This window comes from Methanobrevibacter curvatus, assembly GCF_001639295.1.
GTDB lineage: Archaea > Methanobacteriota > Methanobacteria > Methanobacteriales > Methanobacteriaceae > Methanoflexus > Methanoflexus curvatus.
Window position 1 is genome coordinate 1 of record NZ_LWMV01000009.1, and the last position, 6,893, is coordinate 6,893.

A 6,893-nucleotide genomic window follows, 5' to 3' on the forward strand; every position below is an offset into this window, starting at 1 on the left:
AATTAATTGTTGTTTAAATAAAGAGAAAATATAAGAATAAGAAATAAAATTTTTTTTTAAAAAAATTTAAAAAATTAAGCAATAAAATAAAAAAAATAAAAAATATACAAAAGAATTATAAGAAATAAAGAATTTTAAAAGAAAATTTTTTCCATGTAAAAAACTTAGCTGAAGCATAAAAAAACAGCAAAAAAGTAATAAAAAAATAAAGACTCAAAATAAGTAAAAAGGAAAATAAGCATAAGAAAAGAAATAGAAAATTAGTAAAAAATAAATTTGAAATCAACTAAGTTTTTGACACTCCCCATAAAATTTTCGTAAAAATAAAAAATATACAAGAAGCATATTTAAAAAAAAAAGAATAAATATTAAAACAGGAAAAAATATAAAAATTTAATTAAAAAAAAAAGATAAAAAAATATAAAAAAAGATAAAAAAGAAAAGATAAAAAAGATTAATCTATCCTCTTGGTTCTTTAGCTTTGTATCTTAAACCTTTATATCCACATTTTCTACATGTAGTTGCAGAAGCGGGATTACGGGCATTACATTTTAAACAAATCTTAACTTTAAAAATTCTATTTTCAGCTACTTCAAATCTTGCCATTCTAATCCTCCTATAAAAATAAATTAAAAATAATTTTTATTATAATTGAATTAATCTTATAAAATAAGATATAATAAATTAATGATATTAACCTAATCTTATATAAATTAATATTATATAAATAATATTATATGAATTAATATATAAAAAACAATTTATAAAGCCAATTTTATTAAAAATAAACTTATTAAAAATAAGTGAATAAAAAATAAACATGAGCAAAAAGAGATTTATAAATCCATATTATAAAATAATTTATTTCTAATATTATATAAATATATGCTTTTATTGCTTATTTTTTAATATTGAAAAATAACCTCCAATAAAAACTATTTATGATTATTTTGATTTAAAAAGTCATTTTGTATTTTAACAACTTCTCCACTAGTATATACTTCACTATAAGCTTCTAATAGCTCGTAGTTTAATTCAACAAATGTATGACCCCATTTGAAAGTAGACATTAAATCAATAGATTCATCTTTAAATCCTGTAATGTATAAAGTAGCAGCTATTGCCTCAACAGTGGATAAAGTAGATGGTTTTCCATAATTAACAGGACTGGCAGCAATTAAAAAAGGTAAAGACCTATGATACTTAGATAAATTAAAAAATTTAGATGAATTAGAAACTTTATTCCAAGAACAGTCTAATCCAACAATTCCTCTTTTAATAACTGCTTCTCTATCTTCCATTGAAACTGCCTTAGAAGAAAATGGGTTTAATACTATGGCTCCTTTAGGAATTTGGTTCAGATTATAAAAAAGTTTTGCTCTTTTAGTTTTTTCCAATTTAAAAGCAGTACATTTTTTTTTATCACATTCATTTGCATGAAAAATACTTATTTTCATAATAATCTTATTTAAATCGTTGCAATTAAAATTTAATAATAAAATCTAATAATAAAGTCTAATAATAAAATTTAATATAGTTCAATAATTAAAAAAAAATATAAAAAAATTAAAAAAATATAGAAATGAAAAAATTGAAAATAAAATATAAAATATAAAAAATAAAAATGCAATACAAAAAACTACTCATCAACAAATAGCTTTTTTCTATCTTCATTAAGGGAATTAATATATTTTTCTGCTTTTTCTGGAGAAATAGCCATTCTATTTCCTATTTCATCTTCAATTACTACTCCAGAGCTTCTAATTAAATTGTATCGTTTTTTTCTAACATCTTTATCTGGATGACATATCAATTGACATGTTGAGCAAGAATACTCCATTTGATAACCTGGAGCAAGAGGATGATAAAAAACTCCTGCATTTCTTTTTCTTTTTAAATAAGCAGGAACATGTTGTTTAATTGATTCTACAAGTTCTTCATCATTATCTAAAACATCAAATCTTCCAGAAGACCATGTTGACCATTTTTTAGAAGGATTAAGACCAGTATAACCTGCACAAACCAATACACACCTTTTTTTATTCTTATATTCTCTTGTTTTATACTTTAAATTATTTAAAGAAATTTCAACTTCATTTTTATTTAAGTATTTAGGAATACATGCTCCAACACATAGATTGCATTTGTCACAGTAGTTGTCTTTTGGATTTAATGGCTTTGTTGGAATTAACTCTGCACTGGTTACAACTGTAGATAAAACAATGGCTGCCCCATCTTTTTTTGTTATCAATAAACCATTGTGCCCTAAAAATCCAATACCAGAGATTAAACCTAAAAATATATGAGAAAGTGGAGGTTTTCTATCATCTAAGCCATTTTCACTATCAAATCTATAGACATAGTTAGGATTTAAGGCAACTGCATCATAACCTAGTTGACGAATTAGACCCTCAAGTTCCAGTCCAATTCCACCAGCAAAAGTTGTGGTTCTAATCTTATTTAAATTCATTTTTTGATTAACTTTTCCTAAATATTCATCTATTAAATCTTGATTCAAGCTAACTGCAAATATAATAGCTGATTTAGCTGTTTTAAGTGGATAAGTTAAATCTATTGTATCTGGACCATTTAAAATCATTTCATTAGATACAATACCCACTTCTGATGCTCCTAAATCAATAACCATTTTTTTAATAAGATTTGTAAGTTCCTCATCCATATTAATCCCTCTATTATTAATTCCTCAATTATCAATTAAGAATTATTAAAAAAGTAATAACAAAAATCTTTTAAAAAATAAAAATATTATAAAACTAAAATATTATAAAATGAAAGTATTATAAAAATAAATATTATAAAAATATTATAAAAATATTATAAAAATCCTCTTTCTCTATTTAATATTTGTTCAATAGCTATTTCTGGATTAATTTCATTTTCTAAATTATAGTAAGCCCCTTTAGTAACAAATGCAAGCTCCATATTAAAATTACGTCCATGTGTAGAACGCTTATCAAAATCTATAATAATATTGTGAATTTGAGCATTAGACAACTCTTCTCCAATACTTAAAGTGTCGTGTAAAGGGCTTCCTCCTAATCCAACATTTGGTCTACCATCTGAAAGTAAAATTAGCATAGGAACATATTCCTTAAGCTGAATATCTTTTTTCAATACTTCCATTCCTCTTTTTAAACCAATGGCTATTGGTGTAGTGCCACCAACTGTTATGGTATCTAATTTAGATAAAAATGAACTAGGATGTTTAGTATTTGGAATGATGATTTCGGCATCCTTACCTTTAAAACCAACTACCGATAACTTATCTTTATGTTTAATGGTGTTTTTAACTATTAAATCTAAAATAGACTTTATTCTATTAATTTTTTTTTCTGATACCATTGATCCACTCATATCAATAACAAGAGCTATTGATCCTCGAGCTTTATGCTTTCTAACCTTTTCTCTTAAATCTTCTTTGCTAACAGTGATTTTTGCTTTTTTACCATTTGATAAATTGGATTTAATTAAATTATTAGGAGAATTATTAAAAGAATTATTAAAAGAATTAGAATTAACAGCAGCTGCTCTTAAAGTTGCATCAATGGCTATATCATTGGAAATTTTTTGGGTTTGCTTACTTTTAATATATTTTCCTTTTTCATTTTTAGAATCTACATGGGTACCATACAATCTTTTATTTTGTCTACCTTCCATCACCAATATTTTTTTATATCAAGCCCCATATCATCAGATTCAAATTCTCCAAATGATTTCATAGCATTATTAGCTATTTGATTAAAAGTTAAGTCATTTTTATCATTATTTTTATCTTGAAAATCGCTTTGATTGTAATCCATATCATCTATATTACTGTCATCTGGTTTTTTATCCCTGTTTAAATTTAAATCCATATTTACATTAAATTGATTGTTGTTTTTGCCCTTAGAAAATGAATCATTTTTTAATTCCATTTCTCCAGCTTCATCATTAGAATTTTCATCTTCATTATCATATTCACCATCAAAATTAGGGTTTTTGGATTCATCCCCAAAGCCATTAGAGTTTTCATTGTTGCCATTCTCATTATCCTTTTGATGGTTTTCATCATTATTGTCTTTATTGTTTGAATTTTGGTTTTGACTTTCTTGGTTTCTTTGTTTTTTTTCAATTTCTTCAAGTTTTTTTTGTTTTTCCTTTTCTTTTTCCATATCTTTTTTTGCCTGTTCCATATATCTTCGAATACTATTTTGAGAATTTTGAACTTGTGGCAATTCACCTAAAACTAAGTAAAAAGCTTCTTCTAAGTAACTTTCACTAATTTCTGATGAATCATTAAAAGCAGCTATTGATTTGGCACATTTTAAAATAGCTATATCACTTCTATGACCTTCAGTTGAAACATATAATGTTACACGAGCTATTATCTCCAAAATATAATCTGTCACTTTAATTTTGTCTAAAATTTCTCTTCCATGAATTATTTTATTTTGAAGTTTTAAATCTTCATTTTTAAATTTTTCCCTAAATTTTTCAGGGTTTGTTTCAAATTTTTCACGACGTTTGATAATTAAAATCTTTTTACCAATATCATTGATGCCAGAAACAGAAATTGTAAGCCCAATTCTGTCGGAAAGTTGTCCTCTAAGTTCTCCTTCTTCAGGATTCATAGTTCCAACTAAAATAAATTTAGATGGATGACTAAGAGATATTCCTTCACGTTCTATAACATTTACACCATAAGCCGCTGCATCTAATAAAATATCCACTAAATTATCATCAAGAAGATTAATTTCATCAATATACAATATGTTTCTATGTGCTTTAGCCAAAATACCTGGTTCTAATGATTTAACCCCATCATGTAATGCTTTTTCAATGTTTAATGAACCTAAAATCCTATCTTCAGTTGCTCCAAGAGGAAACTCAACAACTTTCATTGGTTTTTTAATTATTTTAAGCTCATCTAAGGACGAACAATGATCACACTCTTTATAGCTATTTAAATCACAATTAAAAGGACAATTTTCAACAACATCAATTTCTGGAAGCAAATCAGCTAAAGCTCTAACAGCAGTAGTTTTTCCAGTCCCTCTATCCCCTTTAATTAATATTCCACCAATTGAAGGATTAATTGCATTTAATATTAATGCTTTTTTAATTTTTTCCTGTCCAACAATTGCAGAAAATGGATAAGAACTATTTTTCATAAAAACCCCAAATCATTTTAAATTTACTTATAAATTTATTTAAATCCTCTTTTTCAATAATAAATTGCATTTTTATTATATGACTATTTTTATTATATATTTTTATTATATAATTATTCATAATAAATAATAAATAATATTTTATTCATAATAAACAATATTTAATTAATTTATAAAAACATGTAAAAAATAATATTAAAATAATATAAAAAAAAATAAAAAAATATAAAAATAACATATAAAATATCATATATGTGAATTTAATTATTTTTTACGTTTTAAATTTGCAATTTCTATTTCTAACTCACTTTGTCTTAATATAAGCTCTCTAATGGTTTCATTAATAGGATCAGGTAAGTCTTGATGTTCTTGGTCAATTGCACAATGTCTATTTTCACTAACATTTTTACCTGGAACTCCTACAACAGTATCCCCTGGAGGCACATCTTTTAAAACAACAGCTCCCCCACCTACTTTAGACCCATCTCCTATCTTAACAGCTCCAAAAATTTTAGCTCCAGCACCAATTACTACACCATTGCCAACAGTAGGATGTCTTTTTTCTTTGTACAAACTTGTTCCACCTAAAACTACTCCTTGATAAATTAAAACATCATCTCCAACAGATGTTGTTTCACCAATAACAACACCCATCCCATGATCAATGAAGACTCTCCTACCAATTTGAGCTGCAGGATGAATTTCAATCCCAGTAAAAAACCTATTAATATGAGATATTAACCTTGCTATAAAATAGCTCTTCCATTTCCAAAATTTATGGGCTATTAAATGTACCCAAATAGCATGTATACCTGGGTAACAAAAGAAAATCTCTACTTTACTTCTAGCAGCAGGGTCTCTTAATCTGACCATTGTTATATCTTCTTTTATTCTATCAAACATAAAAATCAATTAGAGGGGTTAAATTAAGTAAACTATAATCATGAAAAAAATAAATAATTGTTATCCATATTCCAAATGTATGAATAAACATAAAAATTAGTTTAAAACAAAAGTTCTATAAATAAGATATATAAATTTTATTATTAAAATCCTAAGTTATTCTATTTATTAAAATCCTAAGTTATTCTATCAAATTTATGTAATTTATTATATTAAAATGTTTCTTTTTATTTAAAAAAATACTATTAATTTATAAGCTACTGTTAACTAATAAAAATCTATTAACTAATAAAAAATAAAAGAAAGAATAAATAAATAAAAAAATTATAAACTAAATAGAAAAACTGTAGCTATGTGGACAAAAAGACTCTTCTTTACGAGATAGGCACTGCTGACAGTTTTCTGGAATATCACTATTAGATTTATGTAACATACACAGAATATCTTCAGTTCTTGTTTTTCTACAGATCTCGCAAATTTCAGCTATTATATCCATTTGACCAGCTAAACCTTCTTTTAACTTGTAAGCCAATTCTTCAAGCATCTTATTAATCTCATCAGTGAATTTAACTTCACGTCCACCTCTTTTATCTGAAAGATACTGAGAAACAGCAGGTTGAGTAATATCAAGAATATTTGAAATCTCTTTTTGCTTCATTCCTAATTTAAATAATTCTTTTGCTAAAATTGCTCTACAACTAGGTATAACATACCATACTACTATTTCACAAGGTTGTTTCATAAAAATCACACAAATAGTTATAATGTAAAAAAAAAAAAAAAAAAAAAAAAAAAAAAAAATTTAAAAAAAAAAAATAA

General features: G+C 25.0%; 7 protein-coding genes. All 7 read right to left on the minus strand.

Going from position 1 to position 6,893, the window contains the following annotated elements; all coding sequences use genetic code 11:
- Nucleotides 1-459: 459 nt before the first annotated feature.
- The 7 genes from MBCUR_RS00220 to MBCUR_RS00250 all read right to left on the minus strand — a co-directional run bounded on the left by MBCUR_RS00220 (nt 460) and on the right by MBCUR_RS00250 (nt 6,816).
- Complete coding sequence (locus tag MBCUR_RS00220) at nt 460-606, minus strand: 50S ribosomal protein L40e (RefSeq protein WP_067088722.1); 147 nt, start codon at nt 604-606, stop codon at nt 460-462.
- 329 nt (nt 607-935) lie between these two features.
- Nucleotides 936-1,457: a DUF367 family protein gene (locus MBCUR_RS00225; RefSeq protein ID WP_067088725.1), complete on the minus strand. Its 522-nt coding sequence runs from the start codon at nt 1,455-1,457 to the stop codon at nt 936-938.
- A 182-nt stretch (nt 1,458-1,639) separates the two neighbouring features.
- Nucleotides 1,640-2,680 (minus strand): epoxyqueuosine reductase, encoded by a 1,041-nt coding sequence (locus MBCUR_RS10520; RefSeq protein ID WP_067088728.1) that lies wholly within the window; start codon nt 2,678-2,680, stop codon nt 1,640-1,642.
- A 155-nt stretch (nt 2,681-2,835) separates the two neighbouring features.
- On the minus strand, nt 2,836-3,678 hold the full coding sequence (locus MBCUR_RS00235; RefSeq protein ID WP_067088730.1) for a vWA domain-containing protein: 843 nt from the start codon (nt 3,676-3,678) through the stop codon (nt 2,836-2,838).
- Nucleotides 3,678-5,171, minus strand: coding sequence for an ATP-binding protein (locus MBCUR_RS00240; protein ID WP_067088733.1), 1,494 nt, complete (start codon nt 5,169-5,171; stop codon nt 3,678-3,680). The genes MBCUR_RS00235 and MBCUR_RS00240 overlap by 1 nt, the downstream gene beginning before the upstream one ends.
- A gap of 264 nt (nt 5,172-5,435) precedes the next feature.
- Nucleotides 5,436-6,074 (minus strand): serine O-acetyltransferase, encoded by a 639-nt coding sequence (gene cysE / locus MBCUR_RS00245; RefSeq protein WP_067088735.1) that lies wholly within the window; start codon nt 6,072-6,074, stop codon nt 5,436-5,438.
- A 331-nt stretch (nt 6,075-6,405) separates the two neighbouring features.
- Nucleotides 6,406-6,816, minus strand: coding sequence for a transcriptional regulator (locus tag MBCUR_RS00250; RefSeq protein ID WP_067088740.1), 411 nt, complete (start codon nt 6,814-6,816; stop codon nt 6,406-6,408).
- Nucleotides 6,817-6,893 lie beyond the last annotated feature (77 nt).